We start from the raw sequence: 19,732 nt of genomic DNA, 5'->3' as shown, positions 1-19,732 counted from the left end.
TTAAGCGGTGACTGTGGGTAGGTCGTCGACAAGCGTGGGGTAGGAGGCCTGCGCGCCGCGGCGGGTGGCGGCGAACGCACCGACGCGGGCGGCGAAGCGTGCGGCCTCCACCAGGGAGTGGCCGTCGGCGAGCTTTGCGACGAGCGCACCCGCGAACGCATCGCCACTGCCGGTGGTGTCCACCGCCTCAACGGTGGGGGTCGGGATCGCGGTGAGGCCCTCGGCGTCACCGACCAGGGCGCCATCGGCACCGAGGGTCATGACCACGGTGGGGAAACCCTGACCCAGCAGGGCTGCCACCAGGGTGGACGGATCGGTTTCGGGGGTGGGTGCACCGAGCATTTCCAACACGAGGGCACCCTCGTGCTCATTGACCAGGAGGGGATCCGCCTGACGCAGCTGCTCATGACCGACCGGGACCACAGGCGCGAGGTTGATCACCACCCGACCCTGCGCCAGGTCCACCGCGCGGTTGAAACCATCGGCGGGGATCTCACCCTGCAGCAGGACGATGCCGGCCTGTTCAATGAGCCGGGCATGCCGGTCCACATAGTCGGCGTCCATGCTGGCATTCGCGCCGGGCACGACGATGATGGTGTTCTCACCGTCATCGGCCACCGTGATCACGGCCAGACCGGTGGGGCCGTCGACGGTGTGGACTGCGGACATGTCAGCGCCGGAGGCACGCATGTGCACCAGGGCGGAGTCGGCCATGGTATCGGAACCCACCGCACCGACCATGTGGACCTCCGCACCGAGCTGGGCGGCGGCCACGGCCTGATTGGCGCCCTTGCCGCCGGCACTGATCTCACCACCGCCGCCGAGGAGGGTCTCACCGGGGTGGGGGTGGCGGTGGACCGTGGTGGTCAGATCCGCGTTGATGGATCCGACAACAACAATGGAACCGGGTGAACCGGGTATGTCAGTCATGGTTGTGGGCCTTTCATGAGGGAATCACCCTGGATCAGGATAGTGGGTGTGACAAGGTGCGTCTGGGTGGATTCGGTAGTTTTGGAGCCTGTCAGCAGCCCGTGCAGGACGGTGAAGGCCTGCCGGGCCATGACGTCCACCTGCTGGTCGATGACCGTCAGGGGCCGTGGTTGCAGGGCGAAGATGGGTTGGTTGTCGAAACCGATCACGCTGATGTCCTCGCCGATACTCAGGCCCGCCCGGTGGCAGGCCTGGAGCACCCCGATGGTCATCATGGTGTCCCCGGCGACCAGTGCACGGGCCCCGTGGTTGAGTAGGTGGGTGGCACCCTGATAGCCCTGCTCCTGTTCGAACCCACCACGGAAGACCAGCTGCGGTTCCCGTTCGTTGTTCCGGCAGGCCTGCTGGAAGGCTTCCAGGCGGGCACGTCCCGAGGAGGTGCTCAGCGGCCCGGAGAGGTAACCGATCGGCAGGGCATGGTGCTCCACCAGCAGCGATACCGCGGCGTCCATGCCGGGTTGCGGATCGGAGATGACGGTGGGGATGGGGGATCCGGTGAGTTCTCGGTCGATGAGGACCAAGGGCATGCCCTGGGCGTGCAGGTTGTTCAGTTGGTCCGCGCAGGCTTCATCGGGCACGCAGATGATGCCGTCCACCCCGTGGCTGGCAAGGAAGGCCAGGGAGGCGGCCATGGTCTCCGGGCGCTCATCGGTGTTGGTGATGATGGTGGCCAGACCGGCACCCTCGGCTGCGTTCTGCACGGCGGAGACCATGGTGGCGAAATAGGGGTTGATCAGGCTGGGCACCACTATCCCGATGGTGTTGCTGCGTGAGCTCTGCAGGGCCCGGGCCTGGGCGTTGGGGAGATATCCCATCTCCGCGGCTAGGGCCTGGATGCGCGTGCGGGTGGTGGTGGCCACCGCGGGGTTGTCCGCCATGGCGCGGGAGGCGGTGGCGATGGAGACACCGGCGCGCTGGGCCACGTCCTTGAGGGTGGGACGGCTGTGTTCTGCTGCCATGATGGTCACCCCGCTTCGCCCTGTGGTGTGCAAACGATTGATGTAAACGTTTGCAATTTGTTAAATCCACCCTATTTCCTCACCACCGGTTCCAGCAAGGGGGCACTCTGGCGGGGGTGGAAACAGCTCCGACCCCGCCGCGGGGAGCGACGGGGTCGCAGGCATTGAGGGATAGGAACGCGGAAGCCGCGCAAGCGAATGTGCGCGGCTAGGAGGATGGTGGTCGCGCCGGGGTCGCGCAGGTCCTGCGGCACGAGGGAGAGGCCTGCGCAGGAGGCCATCTCGATGACGGCGAGGCGTCGCGCGGGGAACTCGACCCACTGGGCGGTGACCTGTTGTCCGACGGGTCCGGTGACTTCTATGGTGTGTGTCACCGCGGCGGGGCGGGCGGCGAGGATTTCGAATCAGGCTGTTCTGCAATGTTGCTCTCGTCACGGTATCCCAAGACATTAGTTTGGGGCGCAGATTTCCAATCTTCGGCTGCCTGAAATTGTGGGGAAGGAGGTCTATTTAGACCCGGCCTGGGAAAGAAATGGCTGACGAAATCGTACTCAGGCATGACTACTTAACTCGTCTAACCGGATAGCGTAGAGGCGTGGAAGTCTTTTCTGATAGGCGAATGATTCGTGACCTTGCGGTGTCGCTTTTGTGTGGAGCGGCGTCTCTCATCGGTAGGGACCTGATGTCCCGGCCGCTCTTTGACTACCTGATTATCGCCTTGGTCGTGATAGTGCCAATTATTGGCAGGCGGTGGCCGCGCCTAGTGGTCTTCGTTGCATCAGTGGTGCTCTTCGCCAGCCTGTTCCAAGTGGAACTCACCGTAGGCATCATAATCCTTGCGGGGCAGGTCGCCTACATTATTCGCCGCAGGCTGGAAGAGCCCCTACGTCGAATAATGACTATTGGGATGCTTGCTGCGGACTTTATGGGCGTATTTTGGGTGAGCCAAACGGTACAGGAAGCAGCACAGGATATTGCGCGGCGCCTTTTCGTCGTGGGCTGGAGCCTACTGGTCCTTGCGGTATGCATGCTTGTGGGTGAACTGCGTAGGAGAGCAGAGGAAGAACGCACACGGGAGATTTCGCGTGCTCTAGAGAAACAACGCCTGGAATTCGAGAAAAGCTCGACGGAACAACGGGCGTTCATCGCACGTGAGATCCATGACGTCGTCACGCACTCGCTATCGGTCATAGTTGCCCAGGCCGATGGGGCGCTCTACACCAAAGACACGGAAGCGCAAGAAGAAGCTTTGAAGTCTATTTCCCGCGTGGGAAGGACCTCTTTGCGGGAGATGCGGGGAGTCGTGGGCTTGCTGCGCACAGGGGAAAAGCGCGGCACTCAACCGATGGCGGGATTCGGTGATCTTTCAGAACTCATTAACAGCGTTAGAAGCGCTGGCATTGCTGTGGGATATCGCTGCACAGGAACGCCACCTGAAGAGCTTTCCGCCGCGACGTCGCTAAGTCTGTACCGAATTGTCCAAGAGGCTTTGACCAATGCGAACAAACATGGTGGCGGGCAAGCAGACGTACTAGTCGAATGGCTTGAAGGTATCGTCCACCTTGAGGTGCGCAATGGATATATGGGTGATGCCCGAGGCGAGGGACATGGCATTGCTGGCATGAAGGAACGAGCGGAATTGGTTGGAGGCACCTTCCAACAGCGCAGTGACGCTGGCACATGGATAGTAGAAACAGAGTTGCCCACCGTAGGAGGAAGTAAGCAATGAAAGTCGGATTGGTAGATGACCAGATTCTCTTCCTGCACGGGATTGCCCAGATCATTGGCTCGCAGCCAGACATGGATGTTATCTGGCAAGCAAACGATGGCGAAGATGCGCTGACCCAATGCGCGGCCACGCCTGCTGATGTGGTGCTCATGGATGTACAGATGCCTGTCCGCGATGGAATTAGCGCCACTGCTGAGATCGCATCCACTCTTCCGGAAACGAAGGTCATCATTCTGACAACATTCGATGACGAAGACTATGTAGTAGCCGGGCTGCGAGCAGGAGCGAGTGGCTTCGTGCTCAAGGACGCAGAGCCAGAGGAGCTACTAAGCGCGCTGCGCACTGTCTATCGCGGAGACGCGGTAATCTCACCCCGCGCCACTAAGCGCCTTGTCCACAGTATGAGGGATGATTCCACGGACACGCTGAGTATTAGCGGCGCAGACCGTCGGGTACTTGAATCGCTGACTGCCCGTGAGCAAGAAATCCTTGAAGCAATCGGGATGGGATGGTCAAACACAGAGATATGTGAGCGGATGTTCATCTCTATGCCGACCGTCAAGACGCACGTTGGACGAGTGCTCGCCAAGACGAGTTCTAGGGACCGTGTACACGCAGCCCTTTTTGCCTATCGCACAGGAGTTGTCTCCCGTGCTGACCTGCTTAGCTCCTAATACCCCGGTATGACTTGCAAAATCGTGCCTCGCGGCGATGTGCGGCGTAGGCGCGCCGGGCAACGATTGAGTTATGAGCACAGAATATGTTGTCGAAACTCAGGGTTTGACCAAGGAATATAAGGGATTCAAGGCCGTCGACGGCCTTGATATGGCAATCGGCCACGGTGTCGTTCACGGATTGTTGGGGCCGAATGGTTCAGGCAAGTCCACGACCATGAAAATGCTTTTGGGCCTTGCAAAGCCGACCGAGGGAAGCATCAGCTTGTTCGGCGAGCCTTTCGGGCCCAAGACGCGCAGCCGGGCCTTGGCCCGCACCGGCTCGCTCATCGAGCAGCCTTCGGCCTATTTGCACCTCACCGGGCGAGAAAACCTGCGCATCGCTGCGCGGCTTCTACGCGCTGAGGCAGAAGACGTCGATCGTGCAGTGCACCTCGTGCGGCTGGAAAAGCAGCTGGACAAGCAAGTAGCGAACTATTCCTTAGGCATGAAGCAGCGCCTCGGTATCGCAATGGCTATGATTCGTAACCCGCAGCTTCTGATCCTTGATGAACCAACGAACGGCCTTGACCCTGCCGGTATTGAAGAGATTCGCAATCTCATCGTCAGCCTCGCTGCCGATGAGGGGCGAACGGTATTGGTTTCGAGCCACCTTCTCTCGGAAATCGAAAAGATGGCTAGTGAGCTGACCATTATTAATCGCGGGCAGTTGCTCTTCCAAGGTACAAAGCAGGAGCTTTTCCATTCCCAACCGCCTGAAGTCTTCATCGAAACCCCGAACCCCAAGGAAGCGGCGCAAGCACTCGCGGGTATCTCAGTGCGCTTTGTAGAAGGTGGTATTCGGGTTCCGAACTTAAGCGAGCGCGACGTCGCGGGGGCATGCGCGCAGCTCGTCAACCATGGCGTGCCCATCTACCAAGTGCTAAGAACGCACCGCAGTCTCGAAGAGATCTTCATTTCGATTACGGGACGAGGTGGCTTGCAATGATGCTGCAGAATGAATATGCCAAGATGCGGCATACCCGGATGCTGCCGCTTGCCCTTGCTGTCACGCTCGCCATCGTTGCCTTTTCCAGTATGAATCTGGTGGGTGAGCACACCGCCGAACAATTTCAGCAAGATCCACATAGTCAATGGGGCGGACATCTCCTTGGCTACATCATGGTGACGGCCTTCCTCACTCCGGTGCAGGTGGCATTGTTATCCAGCCGCGCAGCCGATGTAGAGCATCTCCACGGCGGCTGGCGGCTTAATTCCATCGCCGGGTACCGCCGCGGTGGTCTGCTCCGCGCGAAGTTCGCAGCTTTAGCCCTTGTCCTAGCCGCAGTAAAGGTAGTTGAGTTGCTCGCGGTCTTGACCACTCCATTCCTTTTTGGCGCACAGTCGATTGATTCACCCGGCACATGGGTTCTCACAGCAGCTGGTCTATATGGGACCTCGTGCGCACTGATGGCGATTTTCTTGTGGCAGGCAGCACGCGTGGAATCCCAGCTCGTGGTGCTCAGCACTGGGGTAGTAGGCGGCTTCCTCGGTGTGGCAGGAATGCTTTCCCCAACCGCGGTCACGCTCATTAATCCCTTCGGTTACTACGCAGTCTTATCCCCATTTACCTTCCGCCCCGAAGGCCTAGTGAGCATCGAACCACTGTGGATTCCATGGGCACTGTTCATCGCCGTTGTAACCGTCATCTTCACCGTGCTTTGTCGCACGCTTGATTCCCAGGAGGAATAAGTTCATGTTTGCTATCGACCTGCTGAAATTTCGACGCTCCTACATATGGGCTGTCATCTTCCTCGTGCCGTCTATAGCAGTCGGCATTGGTGCCGCGAATTATCACGCCAACTTGGCGGTACTTAATGCCGGATGGGCAAGCTATCTTTCCCAAGCAACGCTGTTCTACGGCCTTATCTTTATGACTGTGGGAGTGGCCATCATCGCTGCAGCTGCCTGGCGTCTAGAACACCGCAACCACAATTGGAACACTATTTTGACCTCACCGCGCTCGGCGGGAGAAGTAGTCGCGGCTAAGTTTTTCTCCATCATGGTCCTCATCGCGCTAATGCAGGCGGTGTTCATTGCGCTGGCATTAGGCATTGGACGCGGCTTAGGTATACAGGGAGAGATTTCGCCTCTCAACTTGAGCGCGCTGTTCCTAGCAATCATCCCGGCGTTCGCAGTCGGGGCCTGGCAATCCTTCTTCTCGATGATCTTTCGCAGCTTTGCCACGCCCGTGGCGATTTCACTTGTGGGCGCGATTGCCTCAGTTGGAATTCTCTACAGCGGTATTCGGCTCATCCCGATGCTGCTGCCACCGGCTATGGTTACGTCGACGATTTCGCTCGGCAGTACCGCCTTCGGCGCAGATGACACTCCTGATGTGTGCGGTATCGCGTTCAGGATGGCTGTTTCTATCTGTTTCGTCATCGCAGCTTGGATTGCATCTGTTGCCTGGCTGCGAACCCATGACGTTGAGGCTTAGGCCTCATCCTTGGGACTCTTGCTTGTGCCACAGATGAAAAATGCCCTCGCGTCCCTCCGCAGCTTAGTGCTAACGGGGGGAGGCGAGGGCGGCGTCGGCAAGCGTGTGCGTCTTTTCGCTTGCCCTTGGCTAGCGTGGCCTCTTAGTCGAGGTAGTCGCGCAGAACCTGAGAGCGCGATGGGTGGCGCAGCTTGGACATGGTCTTGGACTCGATCTGGCGGATGCGCTCGCGGGTGACGCCGTAGACTTGACCGATTTCGTCTAAAGTGCGCGGCATGCCGTCGGTCAGGCCGAAGCGCAGGCGAACGACGCCGGCTTCGCGCTCAGACAGGGTGGTGAGCACGTCTTGGAGCTGATCCTGCAGGAGGGTAAAGGATACGGCGTCGACAGCGATGACTGCCTCGGAATCCTCAATGAAGTCACCCAGCTGGGAATCGCCCTCATCACCAATGGTCTGGTCCAGGGAAATAGGCTCACGAGCATACTGCTGGATCTCCAGCACCTTTTCCTCGGTGATGTCCATTTCCTTCGCCAGCTCCTGCGGGGTGGGCTCGCGGCCCAGATCCTGCAGCAGCTCACGCTGGATGCGGCCCAGCTTGTTGATGACCTCAACCATGTGGACCGGGATACGAATGGTGCGGGCCTGGTCTGCCATGGCGCGGGTAATGGCCTGGCGGATCCACCACGTGGCGTAGGTGGAGAACTTGTAGCCCTTGGTGTAGTCGAACTTCTCAACCGCACGGATAAGGCCTAGGTTGCCTTCCTGAATGAGATCCAAGAAAGCCATGCCGCGGCCGGTGTAGCGTTTTGCCAGCGAGACCACCAGACGGAGGTTCGCCTCCAGCAGGTGGTTCTTTGCCTTGCGGCCATCACGGGCGATGGAACGCAGGTCGCGCTTTTCCATAGGAGAGAGCTTGGCGGCCTTATCGCCCTCAGCGCGAGCCTTTTCCATCTCATCCATGCGGTACTGCGCGTAGAGGCCAGCCTCAATGCGCTTTGCCAGGGAGACCTCCTGCTCAGCGTTAAGGAGGGCGACCTTACCGATCTGCTTGAGATAAGCGCGGACGGAGTCAGCAGAAGCGGTCAGCTGTGCATCCTTGCGCGCCTGGCGCAGGGCAGCAGACTCTTCCTCGTCCCAGACGGAGGACGAGTCCTCATCGTCGTCTTCTTCGTCCTCATCCGCATCGAGCTCGTCCTCAGCATCGCCGAACTCGTCATCGTCCATGTCCGCGCTATCCGGATCGAAGTCCGCGTCATCCTGGTCGGCGTCATCTACCAGCTCGTCCTCGAGCTCGTCAGAAGCGGTCTCGAGGTTCTCCTGCTTTTCTTCAGGAGCGGTCGCGGCCTTCTGCGCAGACTTGCGGACGGTCTTCTTGGCAGATTTCTTCGCAGTTTTGCGAGTCGTCTTCTTGGCCGTCTTCTTAGCAGTCTTTTTGGCCGTCTTCTTCGCGGTCTTTTTGGCGGTCTTCTTCGCGGTCTTCTTTGCGGTTTTCTTGGCCGTCTTTTTGGCGGTCTTCTTGACAGGGGCAGATGCCTCGGCGGCATCAGCGCCCTCGCCGAGAACCTGGTCTGAAGAATCAGTGGCTGCCACGTACGCCCTTTCGACTTGCTTGTGATTGAAAACAGCAAGGTTAGACAAGATCCAACCTTTGGGGCCATGCTATGAGCTCGCCTGATTAGGGCGGGTTAGGCACGCCGCGTGCTGTTTAGATTAAGGATCGACGGCCCAGTATAGATGATCTTGGCTCTAAGGCGGTGAACTGGGGTCGATTAGCTATGTGATTACTGTTACGGCTTAAGGCCCTGCTGGGCTGCCATAGCCGCACCCACGATGCCGGCACGATTGCGCAACTGCGCTGGGGCAACGGGAGTAGAAGTAGTGAGCTTATCGCCCCACTTTTCCCACTTCCGGGAAATGCCGCCGCCAATGATGAAGGCGTGGGGGTTGAAAAGCTTTTCATATTCTTCCAATACTCGGTCAAGGCGCTTGACCCATTCCTTGTACTTGAGATCCTCGCGCTCTTTTACAGCAGAGGATGCCTGGTGCTCAGCCTCGGCATCGCCGACCATCATGTGGCCCAACTCCGTATTAGGGAAAAGTTGGCCGTCCAGCAGGAACGCGGAGCCGATACCAGTGCCGAGGGTCAGGAAGATGACCGAGCCCGTGCGCGCCACCTCGTCGCCGTAGGCAACCTCGGCGAGGCCGGCAGCGTCGGCGTCGTTAAGCACCACGAAAGGCTGATCCAGGTACTGGGCGAAAAGCTCCTGCGCATCCACGCCAATCCAGGACTTGTCGATGTTGGCGGCACTGAGCACCTTCTGGTCCTTGACCACGGAAGGCAGAGTGATGCCCACTGGGCTCTCCCAGTTCTTCTCCGCCACGATCTGCGCGACGATCTTCGCCACGGCCTCCGGGGTGGACTTTTCCGGGGTAGCAATCTTTAGACGCTCGCCCACGAACTCGCCGTTTGCTAGGTCTACTTCCGCGCCCTTGATGCCGGAACCTCCGATGTCGATGCCAAAAGAGTGCTCCGCCTGGGCTGGGGCGGCGTGGTTTGCGGTGCTGGTTTCAGCTGTAGTGCCAGTCATAGGCATCAAGTCTAGGCAAATGCATAATTGTTGGCATGGCTAGCTTTGATAGGGATGTAATTAACGTCGAAGAGCTGCGCGATTTCGCCGCGGCTACTGCCCGTGCCGCCGCCGCACGTATTCGCACGCAAAGAGCGGCGCTTATCGACGCCGACGGTCTCGCTGCGCACACGCAGACGAAGTCGAGTGCGGTGGATCCTGTCACCGAGGTAGACCAAGCAACGGAGCATTTCATCACTGAGCAGATCGTCTCCGCGCGTCCTGGCGACGGCATCTTGGGCGAGGAAGGCACAGACGTTTTAAGTAGCACCGGCATTACCTGGATTGTCGATTCCATCGATGGCACTGTGAACTTCCTCTACGGCATTGCCGAGTACGCGGTGTCCATCGGCGCCGCCGTGGATGGCGAGATCGTCGCCGGCGCCGTCATCAACGTGGTCCGCGGCGACCTCTACTCGGCGGCCCTGGGCCACGGCGCCACGCTAGAAACGTCCGATGGCACTGTACGAAAGCTTCATTGCCGCACCGAAACCGATCCTGCGCTAGCCCTGGTGGCAACGGGCTTTGGGTACGCAGCGGGGCGTCGCCAAGCGCAGGCGGAATTGCTTTGCCGACTGCTTCCGCAGGTACGTGATATTCGTCGCATGGGCGCGGCCGCGCTCGACCTGTGCCGCGTGGCGGAGGGAAGCGTCGACGCCTACTATGAGCACGGAATTAACGCCTGGGACTGCGCCGCCGGTGCCATCATCGCAGCTGAGGCAGGAGCCGTGGTTAATCGCCCAGGATTGAATAAAGGCGCAAAAGATGGCGAATTAACCTGGGCCTGCGGGGGTAGCCTGGCCTCGGCATTTTCCCAGCTTCTCGAAGAAAATAGTGCCCTAGAGTCACTGCGGGGGTAGGAATCTGACGCGCCTGCGGCGGGGCGAGTATGACATCGCAGCAAATGTGTTTTAGGATGCGCACGATAAATACCTATCCCAACCACATGACTAATAGGGGCGTACACTATGGCCACCGATTATGACGCACCGCGTCGCCGTGTAGAAGACGAGCTGGAAGCCGACTCTCTCGAAGGTCTGAAGGCTGCCGAAACCGACAACAACGGCATGGACGACGATGGAGAAATCGTCGAGGCTTTCCAGCCACCGACAGTGGATCTCACCGGTGAGGAACTCAACGTCACCGTCATCCCGCGTCAGGAAGACGAGTTCACCTGCTCTTCCTGCTTCTTGGTGCAATCCAACAAGCGCTTGTCCCACGAGGAAGACGGTCAGCCGATCTGCCTCGACTGCGCATAGGCGAGAAATCAAATTCCCCTCTGCGGGCGACTTACCCTTTGGAGCAATAGCTCCTTTCGGAGCAATAACTTGGGTAAGCGGCGCAGAGGGGAATTTTTATGTCTTGCTGCTTTGAGGGAGCTTGCGGCTTTTAGGTGTTCTGGCGACCTGCCGGACCCAAGAAGGCATCTAGCACTTGCTGTGGTTTCTTGGCGGCAATGAGCCAGTACGGAGTTGGATCATCTGGATCATCCAGAACCAGCATCACATGCTCATCGATCCAGCCATGCGTGACCAGGAAGGCGGCTGGGTCGAACTGTGGTCCAAGGGCGTTGCGGCGCGCCGACTTTGGCACCACCATGGAGCGCTGCACCACATCGTGGGGAAGCTGCGCGTCTTTGACCATGAGCCAGCGGGTGCCATCAGCATCCTTTTCCACGCGCAGGACGGTGCCGGACCAAGAAACCATGACCCAAATTGCGATGGCGCTTAAAACCACGGCCGGGATGATGACCCACCAAATAGTGCGGTTCAGGCTAACCGTTGCGGTGGTAATCGCCACGACGAAGGCCGCCATGAACCAGAAATACCACGGCACCCATTGGCGCTCGCTGTAGAGGACCTCCGGCGCGGGGCTGCCTGTTGCGCCGGCTGCGGTTTGGGAAGCGGAAGCAGAATTCTTAGACACGGGAAGTAAGTGTAGTCACTTAGGCCCTGCTTTAGCGAAGCCGTTGTGGCACCACGGTAGGCTAGTGCGGGTGAATGAGACGAACCCATTAATCGATCCTGCAAGCCCATTCGGCCCTGTCAAGGTACGCCGTCTGGATAAGGAGCTGCCGCTGCCGCAACGCGCACACCGTGGCGATGCTGGCGCTGACCTCTGCGCGGCAGAATCGGTCGACATCGCCCCGGGCGAGCGCGTCCTCGTGGGAACCGGCATCGCGGTCGCACTACCGCTGGGCACCGTTGGCCTTGTCCACCCGCGCTCCGGCCTGGGCGCCAAGCACGGTGTTTCGGTGGTCAACACGCCGGGCACCATCGACGCCGACTACCGCGGCGAGATTAAGGTCTGCTTGATTAACCACGACCTGCACGAGACTTTCCACGTGGAGCGCGGCATGCGCATCGCGCAGCTGCTCATCCAACGCGTGGAGCTGGTCGATTTCGAGGAAGTTGAAGAACTCGACGAGACCGTGCGCGGCACCGGTGGCTATGGCTCTACCGGTGTTTAGGTAGCGCGCGAGAAAAGTTTGGAGAACAATTATGCCTATGTGGCCTTTTTCTAAGAAGAAATCTGACTCCCAAAGCGATGAAGCCCAGGACCTTGAAACCCGTAATGAGGCCGAGGAACGCAGCGCGGCCGATGGAACTTCGGCGGCAGATGATGCTGCGCAAAGTGACGCTTCAGCTGCGCTAAGCGACGCCCCGTCCGGCCCAGAGGGCTTCAAAGCCTACAGTGTCGAGCACGACGCCGTGGGTGGCGAGATGGGTCCATTCGATGGTGACCAAGTAAATATCCAGGACTTCGACTTCGAGGACTTCTCGGTAGGCCTTTTGGATTTGGGCTCCATGCGCATCCCGCTGCCAAAGGGCACCCAGGTGCAGGTGGAGATGGGCGAGCAGGGCCCGAAGATGCTCCACATCGTTAGCCAGCACGGCCGCATGACGCCGGTTGCCTTCGCCGCGCCGCGCAAGCCGGGCCAGTGGGCTGAGTCCGCGACCGACATCATTAATGGTCTTATCCGTGACGGCTTTGAAGCCCACGGCGAGGATGGCCCATGGGGCACCGAGATCGTCGGCACCAACCCGAACGGTGAAATCCGCATCATCGGCGTCGACGGCCCGCGCTGGATGTACCGCCTGACCCTTGCCGCACCGGCGGGCAAGCAGGAACAACTCGCAGAGCTTGGCCGTGAGGTTTTCGCCCGTACCTTTATCTATCGCGGCGAGGATCCGATCCTGGCCGGCAACTCACTGCCGGTGACCCTGCCGCAGCAGCTGGCCGAGCAGGTGCAGCAGGCAATTAAGCAGCGTGCCGAGGGCAACAGCGCCGATGGCGCTGACGCCCAGCGCACTGATTCTGCAGCAGCTGAAGCGGAGGCAGAGGCCAAGGCACAGCTGGATGAATTGAACAAAGAAGAAAGCTAACGTGACGAAACCCGATAGTTCTAACGGCGCATCCGCGTCCAACGACGCAACCGTAACCACGGAGCAAGAGCCCACCCTTCTGGAGCAGATGGGCGGGCTTTCCGGCCTGGTATCTGCGACGCTGCCCGTGGTGGTTCTCATTCCGGTCAACAACGTGTGGGGCTTGGGCCCTGCCTTGTTGGCCGCGCTTGGTGTTGCCCTCCTTATCGCCGTCTGGCGCATTGCCCGCAAGGAAACCCTGCAGCCTGCTATCTCCGGCCTGGTGGGTGTCGGTATTTGCGCCGCCATCGCGTGGTTCACGGGCGATGCAAAGGGCTACTTCCTTTACGGCATCTGGATGTCGCTGCTGTTTTTCATCGTGGCTGCCATCTCGATCGTGGTGCGCTGGCCGCTGGTCGGCGTCATCTGGAAAGGCATCAACGGCGAGGACATGCGTTGGCGCACCGTGGCGCCAGCCCGCCGCGCCTACGCCATCGCAACTGCCGGCTGGGCAGTGATCTTCCTGGCGCGTTTCATCGTGCAAAACGCCATTTACAACGCCGACAACACCACCGCGCTCGGCGTCGTGCGCATCCTGATGGGCTGGCCTCTGACAGGCGTGGTCACCCTGCTGACCATCTGGATGGTCCGCCGTGCCAACGCCGCTGTCGAGGAAGCCATGCCAGCAGAGGAAGCAGAAGCATCCGCTGCATCCTCTCCGGCCGCGTCCGCTGAGGAGGCTATTCGTGACTAGCCCGGAGGTATCGATTACTAAGGGCGAGACTTTCGACGTCACCGTTGAGCGCATGGCACACGGCGGCGTGGGCATCGCGCATGCTGCCGATGGCCGCATCGTCTTCGTCCACGGCGCATTCCCCGGCGACGCCGTGAGCGTTATCGCCCGTAAGGTCAAGAAGTCCTTCATTGAGGCTGACCTCGTGGCCGTGAATACCGCTGGCTCCTTGCGCGTGGAGTCCGCCTGCCCGGCGGCTGCACAGGGCACTGGCTGCTGCGACTTCCACGAGCTGGATCCGAATAAGGAATCCGATATCAAGACAGACGTCTTGACTGAGCAGCTGCGCCGCGTGGCCAAGCTGGAAGCAGATGAGCTCGAGCGCCTCAACATTGAGACCCGCGAGCTTGCCCCACAGCGTGGCTGGCGCACGCGCGTGCGCCTCGGCGTGGACCAGGAGGGCCGTGCCGGTCTGCGCAAGCGTGGCTCTACCGAGCTCGTCACCGACGTCGCCTGCACCCAGCTGGTGCCGGGCCTCGTCGACGGAATCGTGGGGGAGGACGCCCGCCGTTTCACCCCGGGTGCTGAAGTCATCGCCGTGATGGACAGCGAGGGAAACCGCCACGTCGTGGAATCCCGCCGTGCCCCGCGCGGGCGCCGCGTCGAAACCGTCCGTGAAGTCATTGAAGGCTCCGGCACCGTGGTCGAAAAGGTAGGCGAGCACGCCTTTACCTTCCCGGCTACCGCATTTTGGCAGGCTCACCGCGCCGCCCCGGAGGCCTATACCGCGCTCGTGCGCGAGTGGCTCTCTGCTTCGTCAGCACCGGCTGATTCTTCTGGAGAATCCGCTGTGGCCTGGGACCTCTATGGAGGCGTGGGCCTTTTCGTGCCCGCGCTGCACGACGCCCTGGTAAGCAGCGGAGCGGCCGAGAAACCTGCAGACTTTGCCTCCCCGCAAATTTACTCCGTGGACTACTCGCCGGCAGCAGCTGCCACTAAGCAGGATTGCCTGGCGCCTTACAACGTGGAGTTCCGCAGCGCCAAGGTGGAATCATCTGCGGCGCAGCTGCCCGCACCGCGCTTCGTGGTCCTTGACCCACCGCGCACCGGCGCTGGCGACGACGTCGTCCGTTCCGTAGCCACCGCCGCACCACGCAGCGTCGTCCATGTGGGCTGCGATCCAGCAACCTTCGCTCGCGACATCAAGGCGTGGAAGCAGGCCGGTTATGAACTCAAACGCTTGACCATGCTCAACGCCTTCCCAGGAACGCATCATTTCGAGACAATGGCGTTGCTGCAGCCGCATAAATAGCCCTGTCCCCGCCGCCGCGGCTAACCACCCAAGCTAACTCGAGGATTGCCGCCCTTAGCGCAGGAACGGGTACGGTAGAAAAGAAAAAGAACTGACAAGAAGGAGAAGAAGGCCGCTCCATGACCATTCTGGATACCATTGCGTCGCCTCGCGATTTGAAGGCTCTCTCCCCAGCACAACTGCGCCAGTTGGCTGATGAAATTCGTCAACGTCTGATTGAGAAGGTCTCCGTCACCGGCGGCCACCTGGGGCCAAACCTGGGCGTCGTGGAGCTGACCGTGGCCATCCACCGCGTGTTTGACTCCCCGCGGGATGCCATCGTTTTCGATACCTCCCACCAGTCCTACGTGCACAAGATGTTAACGGGGCGCACCGATCAGTTCGATACTCTGCGCCAGAAGGACGGCCTTTCCGGCTACACCGACCGCGGCGAGTCTGAGCATGACTGGACCGAGTCCTCCCACGCTTCTGCCGCGCTTTCTACCGTCGATGGCTTGTCCAAGGCCTTCAAGATCAAGGGCGAGAACCACCGCAACGCCGTGGCCGTCGTGGGCGATGGCGCGTTGACCGGCGGCATGTGCTGGGAAGCGCTCAACAACATCTCAGCCGATAAAGAACGCAACGCCGTCATCATCGTCAACGACAACGGCCGTTCCTATTCGCCGACCATCGGCGGTCTATCCGAGAACCTGGGCCGTATCCGTGCCCAGCATGGCTACGACGAGATCATGGAACAGGGCAAAAAGCGCCTGAAGTCCATGGGCTGGGTCGGCGAGCGCACCTTCGATGCGCTGCATGCCATCAAGGACGGCGTGAAGTCCACCGTCATGCCTACCGAGATGTTCCCAGAGCTTGGCATTAAGTATGTTGGCCCCATTAATGGCCACGACATCGACGCCGTGGTGCGCGCGCTTTCCTACGCCCGCGACTACGACGGCCCAATCATCGTCCACACCGTAACGGAAAAGGGCCACGGCTTTGCCCCAGCCGTCAACGAGCCGAAGGATCAGATGCACTCCACCGGTGCCATCGACCCAGTCACCGGCGTGGCAAAGGGCCAGAAGCAGCCGGGTTGGACCGCAGCTTTTTCCGAGGAACTCATTAAGGCGGCAGAAAACCGTGAGGACATCGTGGCGATTACCGCTGCCATGGCAGGTCCTACCGGCCTGGCGCCTTTTGAGGAGCGCTTCCCAGAGCGCTTCTTCGACGTCGGCATCGCAGAGCAGCACGCGATGGCTTCTGCCTCTGGCTTGGCGCTAGCCGGCATGCACCCGGTGGTTGCCATCTACTCGACCTTCCTGAACCGTGCCGTGGACCAGGTCATCATGGACATCGCGCTGCTGAAGCTGCCGGTGACCATTGTCTTGGACCGCGCTGGCGTCACCGGCTCCGACGGCCCTTCCCACAACGGTGTGTGGGACATGGCCCTGATGAGCATCGTCCCAGGCATGCGCATCGCCGCTCCTCGCGACGGCGCCCGCCTGCGCGAGCTGTTCAACGAGGCCCTCGAGGTCAACGACGGACCAACCGTCGTGCGTTTCCCCAAGGGCAACCTGCTTGATGACATCGAAGCAGTGGACCAGCTTTCCGACGGTGTGGACATCATCTACTACAACGATGCTGAGGAAGCTGCCTCCGATGTCCCAGACATCCTGCTCGTTGCCATCGGCGCGATGAGCACCCGTTCCCGCAACGCCGCGAAGCTGCTCGAAGAGCGCGGCTACAACGTCACCGTCGCCGACCCGCGCTGGGTGGTTCCGGTACCGCAGTCCCTGGTTGGCCTCGCGGCAGACCACGACCTCGTGGTCACCGTCGAGGACGGCATCATCCGTGGCGGCATCGGCTCCATGATCGCAGAGGCGCTGAATGCCGCTGAGGTGGATACGCCGCTGCGCCGCATGGGCGTGGCCAACTACTTCCCACGCCACGCAAGCCGCGGCGAAGTGCTGGAGGAAAACAGCCTCACCCCGGAGGAAATCGCCGCAGCCGTCGAGGACTGGCTGGGTACCATCACCGAAGGCTAGGGCCTAGCTGCCGGAATAATCGAGCCCTTCTTCCAGAATCGGTTGAAGGAGCTCGATTTGCCATTCTCTGGCTCCTTCATCCCGTAGGAAAGGCGCGATATCGCTTTCGTCTGTGACGAGTCCGCCCACGGAACCCTCGCGTCGTGCCTGCGGCGGGCAGCCAGCGGCCCACACCACCGCACGCAACGTGGCGGGCTTGATGATGATTTCCCACGGCATGCCCAATTCCTCACCGAGCTCTTCGCAATCGGTGCGCAGGTCCTGGAACACTCGCCACAGATGCGGGTGGTCCTTGTTCCACACCGTCTTGGAAGGAACGCGGGAAGGCTCCCGCTTCTTGCTCGGCCACTCGCGCCGATCTATCTCGCGCGCCTGTTGGACTACCGCCAGCCACTGCAGGCCCGCCCCGTGGCGCTTGCGCGGCACGCCCTTGATGCGGGCAAAATCGCGGGGAGAATCGGGCAGCTGGCGTGCGATGTCCACGAGCACGCGGTGCGGCAAGACGCGGTTTGGTGCGGTGTCAGTCTCACGGGCAATCTTCTCCCGCTTGGTCCACAGCAGCTTCGCCACGATGAGCTGTTCCGACTTGTGAAGGGCCTTGAGCCCCTTGAGCCCGCGCCAGGTACGTGGCGCCGGCTCCTTGATGCCGGCATGCTCGGCCACGATTGCCGCGAATTCTTCATAGGCCCAGTCGAGTTTGTCTTGCTCAGCCAAGATATCGCGCAAGGCCTCCGCGAGCTCTAAGAGCAACTCGACGTCGAGGGCTGCATAGGCACGCAAGTCCAGGCTCAAGTTCGGCTCAGACCAGTCAGCATCGCCGTAGCCTTTTTCTAGCTCGACGTCGAAAAGCTCTGCAACCATGGAGCCTAAATTCGCATGCTCAAACCCTGCCATGCGGGCGGCGAGTTCAGTATCAAAAAGAGTGCCTGGATATAGCCCCAACCAGGCCAGGCACGGCAAATCTGAGGGCGCGGCGTGGACTACCCACGCGGAATCATTAAGCACCGGCGCAAGCGCTGCCGTGAGCTGTTTGCGTTTACCCTCCGGTGCAAAGAGGAAGGTTCCGGCGCCTTTGCGGCGCACCTGAACCAAAAATGCGCGGTCATCATATCGATACGAGGACGCACGCTCAGTATCGATAGCGAAAGGGCCCTCGCCAGCTGCCAGCGCACTAGCCGCGGCTTTAAACTCCGCCGCGGTGCGCAAAACCTCTGGAGTGCCTTCCGCCGGTCTGGTCCGCAATTCAGTCATAGTAGCCAGCCTACAAGTCTGGTGTGACACGGAGCCGTAGTTAACGTCCGAGCTCTATAACGCCCTCCGGAGGCAGGCCGGCGACGTTCGCGAGAACCTGGGCAAAGGCCTCAACGTGCGGGGTTAGGTTCAGATCCGCAGCAGTCCAGGAGGCGCGCATCTCCAGTTGGTAGGCGCGCGGCGGGCCGCCGATCTCGCCGTAACGGACAGAGGCGGTCGAGGTAACCGTGCCACCCAAGTTGGTGTGCGTTGCGCCGTTGGCCTCCATGGCCTCGTTGAGCCACTGCCAAGCGACGTCGGGAAGCAGCGGGTCACCCGCGACCGCATCGTCCATATCTGCCTGGATATAGGCCACCAAACGCATGGCGCCTTCCCATGCCTCTTCGGCGCCGGGATCGTGCAGGAGGATAAGGCGGCCGAAGGCATCGCCCTCGGCGTCCGTTGGAACCACGTCGGTGCCTTCCGCAGGGTCGCCAATTTCCAGGCCAACAGCGTGGCTATACGGCGCCAGGCGCTGCGGCGGGCGAATGGTGCCCAAAGTGATTTCGGGGCGCAGCTGTGCCGCGTGCATGGAATCGACAGCGGCGTTGAAGACGGTGGGCGTCGTTGCCTCTTCCGGTACGGAAGTGGCCTTGGCTGCGGCGTGCTCGTGCAGGCTCGTTGCGGCGCCTGCCGGGGTGCTCGAAGTTGCGTCGGAATTGCTCACGAGGTTCAAGCTATAGTTTTCGGCTCGGAATAGGGCGAAGGCGCGCCGGAACTCGGTGAGCTGCCCGACAAATGGGGCAGGGTGGTGGCAGGGGAAATGGAAATGGCCGCCTATCCAACTTATGATGGATAGGTATTTCAACATGAATCCGCTTTTCAAGGAGACGGTCCAATATGGCGAAGGTTAACTTCCAGGAGCTCAACGCAGTACAGCAGTATTCCCAACACGCGGTGTTCAAGGTCATTCCGGGTGCCCTGGGAACCGAGCGGGAGGACATCGTGACCCAGGCGCAGGAGTTCTTCAAGGCTCTCGAAGCTGCAGGGAAGGTAACCGTCCGCGGAATCTATGATCTTTCGGGCATGCGCGATTCTGCCGATTTCATGATCTGGTGGCACGCCGAGCAGTTTGCGGATATCCAGAAGGCATTTGCGGACTTCCGCCGCGAGACCGTTCTCGGCCAGGTCTCCGAGGTGACCTGGGTAGGCAACGCCCTGCACCGTCCGGCAGAGTTCAACAAATCCCACCTGCCTTCCTTCATCATGGGTGAGGAACCAGGGGATTGGATTGCGGTCTACCCGTTCGTGCGTTCCTACGACTGGTACACCATGGATGAGGAAAAGCGCCGCCGCATCCTGATGGAGCACGGCATGCAGGCCCGCGACTACCCAGACGTGCGTGCGAACACCGTGCCATCCTTCGCGCTCGGCGACTACGAGTGGATCCTCGCCTTCGAGGCTCCAGAGCTACACCGCATCGTCGACCTGATGTACCTGATGCGCTACACCGAGGCCCGCCACTACGTGCGCGAGGAGATTCCTTTCCACACCGGCCGTCGTGTCAAGGACGTCGCCGAGCTCATCGCGGTGCTGCCTTAAGAAGGCT

At 60.6% G+C, this 19,732-nt stretch carries 21 protein-coding genes; 13 read left to right on the top strand and 8 right to left on the bottom strand.

Annotated features, from left to right (window positions below; translation table 11 throughout):
• The 3 genes from QKB66_RS03395 to QKB66_RS03385 form a co-directional block, all read right to left on the bottom strand.
• Positions 1–930, bottom strand: a complete 930-nt coding sequence (locus QKB66_RS03395; RefSeq protein WP_061922904.1) for a ribokinase — start codon at positions 928–930, stop codon at positions 1–3.
• Positions 927–1,949, bottom strand: a complete 1,023-nt coding sequence (locus QKB66_RS03390; protein ID WP_414252683.1) for a LacI family DNA-binding transcriptional regulator — start codon at positions 1,947–1,949, stop codon at positions 927–929. Before QKB66_RS03390 ends, QKB66_RS03395 begins: the two co-directional genes overlap by 4 nt.
• A gap of 71 nt (positions 1,950–2,020) precedes the next feature.
• Positions 2,021–2,323, bottom strand: a complete 303-nt coding sequence (locus QKB66_RS03385) for a glycerate kinase (protein WP_235591050.1) — start codon at positions 2,321–2,323, stop codon at positions 2,021–2,023.
• Positions 2,324–2,568: 245 nt separating this feature from the next.
• On the opposite strand from QKB66_RS03385, the gene QKB66_RS03380 reads away from it, so the two are divergent.
• The 5 genes from QKB66_RS03380 (at position 2,569) to QKB66_RS03360 (ending at position 6,831) form a co-directional block, all read left to right on the top strand.
• Positions 2,569–3,678 carry a sensor histidine kinase gene (locus QKB66_RS03380; RefSeq protein WP_414252682.1) on the top strand — a complete coding sequence of 370 codons (1,110 nt, stop codon included), beginning with the start codon at positions 2,569–2,571 and terminating at the stop codon, positions 3,676–3,678.
• Positions 3,675–4,352, top strand: coding sequence for a response regulator (locus QKB66_RS03375; RefSeq protein ID WP_414252681.1), 678 nt, complete (start codon positions 3,675–3,677; stop codon positions 4,350–4,352). Before QKB66_RS03380 ends, QKB66_RS03375 begins: the two co-directional genes overlap by 4 nt.
• A 73-nt stretch (positions 4,353–4,425) precedes the next feature.
• Complete coding sequence (locus QKB66_RS03370) at positions 4,426–5,340, top strand: ABC transporter ATP-binding protein (protein WP_062040427.1); 915 nt, start codon at positions 4,426–4,428, stop codon at positions 5,338–5,340.
• Complete coding sequence (locus tag QKB66_RS03365; RefSeq protein ID WP_239299493.1) at positions 5,337–6,083, top strand: ABC transporter permease; 747 nt, start codon at positions 5,337–5,339, stop codon at positions 6,081–6,083. The genes QKB66_RS03370 and QKB66_RS03365 overlap by 4 nt, the downstream gene beginning before the upstream one ends.
• A gap of 4 nt (positions 6,084–6,087) precedes the next feature.
• Positions 6,088–6,831, top strand: a complete 744-nt coding sequence (locus tag QKB66_RS03360; RefSeq protein WP_248091872.1) for an ABC transporter permease — start codon at positions 6,088–6,090, stop codon at positions 6,829–6,831.
• Between the two features lie 142 nt (positions 6,832–6,973).
• Here the strand turns inward: QKB66_RS03360 and QKB66_RS03355 are convergent, their stop codons facing one another.
• Together QKB66_RS03355 and ppgK are read right to left on the bottom strand one after the other, a co-directional pair.
• Positions 6,974–8,422, bottom strand: a complete 1,449-nt coding sequence (locus QKB66_RS03355; RefSeq protein WP_070433196.1) for an RNA polymerase sigma factor — start codon at positions 8,420–8,422, stop codon at positions 6,974–6,976.
• 197 nt (positions 8,423–8,619) lie between these two features.
• Positions 8,620–9,420 (bottom strand): polyphosphate--glucose phosphotransferase, encoded by an 801-nt coding sequence (gene ppgK / locus QKB66_RS03350; RefSeq protein WP_414252680.1) that lies wholly within the window; start codon positions 9,418–9,420, stop codon positions 8,620–8,622.
• A gap of 35 nt (positions 9,421–9,455) precedes the next feature.
• On the opposite strand from ppgK, the gene QKB66_RS03345 reads away from it, so the two are divergent.
• Positions 9,456–10,319: an inositol monophosphatase family protein gene (locus QKB66_RS03345; protein ID WP_414252679.1), complete on the top strand. Its 864-nt coding sequence runs from the start codon at positions 9,456–9,458 to the stop codon at positions 10,317–10,319.
• A 108-nt stretch (positions 10,320–10,427) separates the two neighbouring features.
• Positions 10,428–10,718 (top strand): DUF4193 domain-containing protein, encoded by a 291-nt coding sequence (locus tag QKB66_RS03340; RefSeq protein WP_061922875.1) that lies wholly within the window; start codon positions 10,428–10,430, stop codon positions 10,716–10,718.
• A gap of 130 nt (positions 10,719–10,848) precedes the next feature.
• Here QKB66_RS03340 and QKB66_RS03335 read toward each other — a convergent pair whose 3' ends face one another.
• Positions 10,849–11,385, bottom strand: a complete 537-nt coding sequence (locus tag QKB66_RS03335; RefSeq protein WP_083281296.1) for a DUF3093 domain-containing protein — start codon at positions 11,383–11,385, stop codon at positions 10,849–10,851.
• A 70-nt stretch (positions 11,386–11,455) separates the two neighbouring features.
• Here QKB66_RS03335 and dut point away from each other — a divergent pair, with 70 nt between their 5' ends.
• From dut to dxs, 5 genes are all read left to right on the top strand, one after another.
• On the top strand, positions 11,456–11,929 hold the full coding sequence (gene dut, locus QKB66_RS03330; protein ID WP_061922873.1) for a dUTP diphosphatase: 474 nt from the start codon (positions 11,456–11,458) through the stop codon (positions 11,927–11,929).
• Between the two features lie 37 nt (positions 11,930–11,966).
• Positions 11,967–12,845, top strand: a complete 879-nt coding sequence (locus QKB66_RS03325; protein ID WP_414252678.1) for a DUF3710 domain-containing protein — start codon at positions 11,967–11,969, stop codon at positions 12,843–12,845.
• A gap of 88 nt (positions 12,846–12,933) precedes the next feature.
• Positions 12,934–13,578, top strand: a complete 645-nt coding sequence (locus QKB66_RS03320) for a DUF3159 domain-containing protein (RefSeq protein ID WP_083281299.1) — start codon at positions 12,934–12,936, stop codon at positions 13,576–13,578.
• A complete protein-coding gene (locus tag QKB66_RS03315; protein ID WP_256374627.1) occupies positions 13,571–14,869 on the top strand; it encodes a class I SAM-dependent RNA methyltransferase in 1,299 nt (432 codons plus the stop codon). The genes QKB66_RS03320 and QKB66_RS03315 overlap by 8 nt, the downstream gene beginning before the upstream one ends.
• 119 nt (positions 14,870–14,988) lie before the next feature.
• Positions 14,989–16,893 carry a 1-deoxy-D-xylulose-5-phosphate synthase gene (gene dxs / locus QKB66_RS03310; RefSeq protein ID WP_070433150.1) on the top strand — a complete coding sequence of 635 codons (1,905 nt, stop codon included), beginning with the start codon at positions 14,989–14,991 and terminating at the stop codon, positions 16,891–16,893.
• 3 nt (positions 16,894–16,896) lie between these two features.
• Here dxs and QKB66_RS03305 read toward each other — a convergent pair whose 3' ends face one another.
• Complete coding sequence (locus tag QKB66_RS03305) at positions 16,897–18,144, bottom strand: HRDC domain-containing protein (RefSeq protein WP_414252677.1); 1,248 nt, start codon at positions 18,142–18,144, stop codon at positions 16,897–16,899.
• A 40-nt stretch (positions 18,145–18,184) separates the two neighbouring features.
• Positions 18,185–18,859 (bottom strand): DUF3000 domain-containing protein, encoded by a 675-nt coding sequence (locus tag QKB66_RS03300; protein ID WP_414252676.1) that lies wholly within the window; start codon positions 18,857–18,859, stop codon positions 18,185–18,187.
• Between the two features lie 164 nt (positions 18,860–19,023).
• Here QKB66_RS03300 and hemQ point away from each other — a divergent pair, with 164 nt between their 5' ends.
• On the top strand, positions 19,024–19,725 hold the full coding sequence (hemQ, locus tag QKB66_RS03295; RefSeq protein ID WP_070433152.1) for a hydrogen peroxide-dependent heme synthase: 702 nt from the start codon (positions 19,024–19,026) through the stop codon (positions 19,723–19,725).
• The last annotated feature ends 7 nt before the right edge of the window (positions 19,726–19,732 follow it).

Source organism: Corynebacterium sp. c25Ua_89, from assembly GCF_047459735.1.
GTDB classification, from domain to species: Bacteria; Actinomycetota; Actinomycetes; order Mycobacteriales; family Mycobacteriaceae; genus Corynebacterium; species Corynebacterium simulans.
The sequence above is the reverse complement of the archived record's forward strand: the minus strand, read 5'-3'. Positions and strand labels throughout refer to the sequence as shown.

What these genes read in the sequence shown, in the direction of transcription:
- QKB66_RS03325 (WP_414252678.1), top strand. Translation starts at nt 11,967, where the DNA reads ATGTGGCCTTTTTCTAAGAAGAAATCTGACTCCCAAAGCGATGAAGCC.
- QKB66_RS03365 (WP_239299493.1), top strand. Translation starts at nt 5,337, where the DNA reads ATGATGCTGCAGAATGAATATGCCAAGATGCGGCATACCCGGATGCTG.
- dxs (WP_070433150.1), top strand. Translation starts at nt 14,989, where the DNA reads ATGACCATTCTGGATACCATTGCGTCGCCTCGCGATTTGAAGGCTCTC.
- QKB66_RS03390 (WP_414252683.1), bottom strand. Translation starts at nt 1,949, where the DNA reads ATGGCAGCAGAACACAGCCGTCCCACCCTCAAGGACGTGGCCCAGCGC.
- QKB66_RS03305 (WP_414252677.1), bottom strand. Translation starts at nt 18,144, where the DNA reads ATGACTGAATTGCGGACCAGACCGGCGGAAGGCACTCCAGAGGTTTTG.
- QKB66_RS03395 (WP_061922904.1), bottom strand. Translation starts at nt 930, where the DNA reads ATGACTGACATACCCGGTTCACCCGGTTCCATTGTTGTTGTCGGATCC.
- QKB66_RS03380 (WP_414252682.1), top strand. Translation starts at nt 2,569, where the DNA reads ATGATTCGTGACCTTGCGGTGTCGCTTTTGTGTGGAGCGGCGTCTCTC.
- QKB66_RS03340 (WP_061922875.1), top strand. Translation starts at nt 10,428, where the DNA reads ATGGCCACCGATTATGACGCACCGCGTCGCCGTGTAGAAGACGAGCTG.
- QKB66_RS03345 (WP_414252679.1), top strand. Translation starts at nt 9,456, where the DNA reads ATGGCTAGCTTTGATAGGGATGTAATTAACGTCGAAGAGCTGCGCGAT.
- QKB66_RS03375 (WP_414252681.1), top strand. Translation starts at nt 3,675, where the DNA reads ATGAAAGTCGGATTGGTAGATGACCAGATTCTCTTCCTGCACGGGATT.
- QKB66_RS03320 (WP_083281299.1), top strand. Translation starts at nt 12,934, where the DNA reads ATGGGCGGGCTTTCCGGCCTGGTATCTGCGACGCTGCCCGTGGTGGTT.
- QKB66_RS03360 (WP_248091872.1), top strand. Translation starts at nt 6,088, where the DNA reads ATGTTTGCTATCGACCTGCTGAAATTTCGACGCTCCTACATATGGGCT.
- hemQ (WP_070433152.1), top strand. Translation starts at nt 19,024, where the DNA reads ATGGCGAAGGTTAACTTCCAGGAGCTCAACGCAGTACAGCAGTATTCC.
- QKB66_RS03370 (WP_062040427.1), top strand. Translation starts at nt 4,426, where the DNA reads ATGAGCACAGAATATGTTGTCGAAACTCAGGGTTTGACCAAGGAATAT.
- ppgK (WP_414252680.1), bottom strand. Translation starts at nt 9,420, where the DNA reads ATGACTGGCACTACAGCTGAAACCAGCACCGCAAACCACGCCGCCCCA.